Annotated in this window: 1 protein-coding gene; it reads right to left on the reverse strand. The window is 54.6% G+C overall.

What is annotated here, in order from left to right; all coding sequences use genetic code 11:
* Nucleotides 1-493: hypothetical protein (locus DEQ92_RS21700; protein WP_147299564.1), on the reverse strand; the 493-nt coding region annotated here is incomplete at its 3' end.
* Nucleotides 494-542: the final 49 nt, after the last annotated feature.

Raw genomic sequence — 542 nt, forward strand, 5'->3', positions numbered from 1 at the left:
CACCGGTGTCGGTGGAAGCGACGAACACGGCGTCGGGCGAGGCATCAAGCAACATCTGATAGCGCCGCCGAGCCTGTTCGGTGGCGTGTTTTTCCTGACGTTGGCGTCCGTCATAGACTCCACTTAGTGCACCCGCGATACCGCCGGCTGTTAACAGATTCAAGACGACAAATTGCCCGTGACTCATCACGTTTCCTTCCACGTACTGGTAGAGGTAGATCACAGCGCTGACGAATACCATTCCGACCATTCCGGTGATCGTCCACCCGGTGACGCGAGGTAGCTGGTCAGTATTGAGGGCGCTCTGGTACACCTGATATCCCAGCACAATAAGTCCAAATGACAGGCTCATCGGGACGAACACGCCCAAAACGTACGCTAACAGCTCGTCTTCCGCAAGAAGGTGCGGGATGTGGGCGAGAAAAGAAACAGTTCCCAGGCCACTGATCGCCCCTGCCCACAGATGTCGTGCTGTGATTCGACGACGGCTCACTTTTCGATGCGAGATAACTCGTATTCGTACGTATACAATTTTTCATTCA

This window comes from Haloferax sp. Atlit-6N (genome assembly GCF_003383195.1).
Lineage (GTDB): Archaea > Halobacteriota > Halobacteria > Halobacteriales > Haloferacaceae > Haloferax > Haloferax gibbonsii.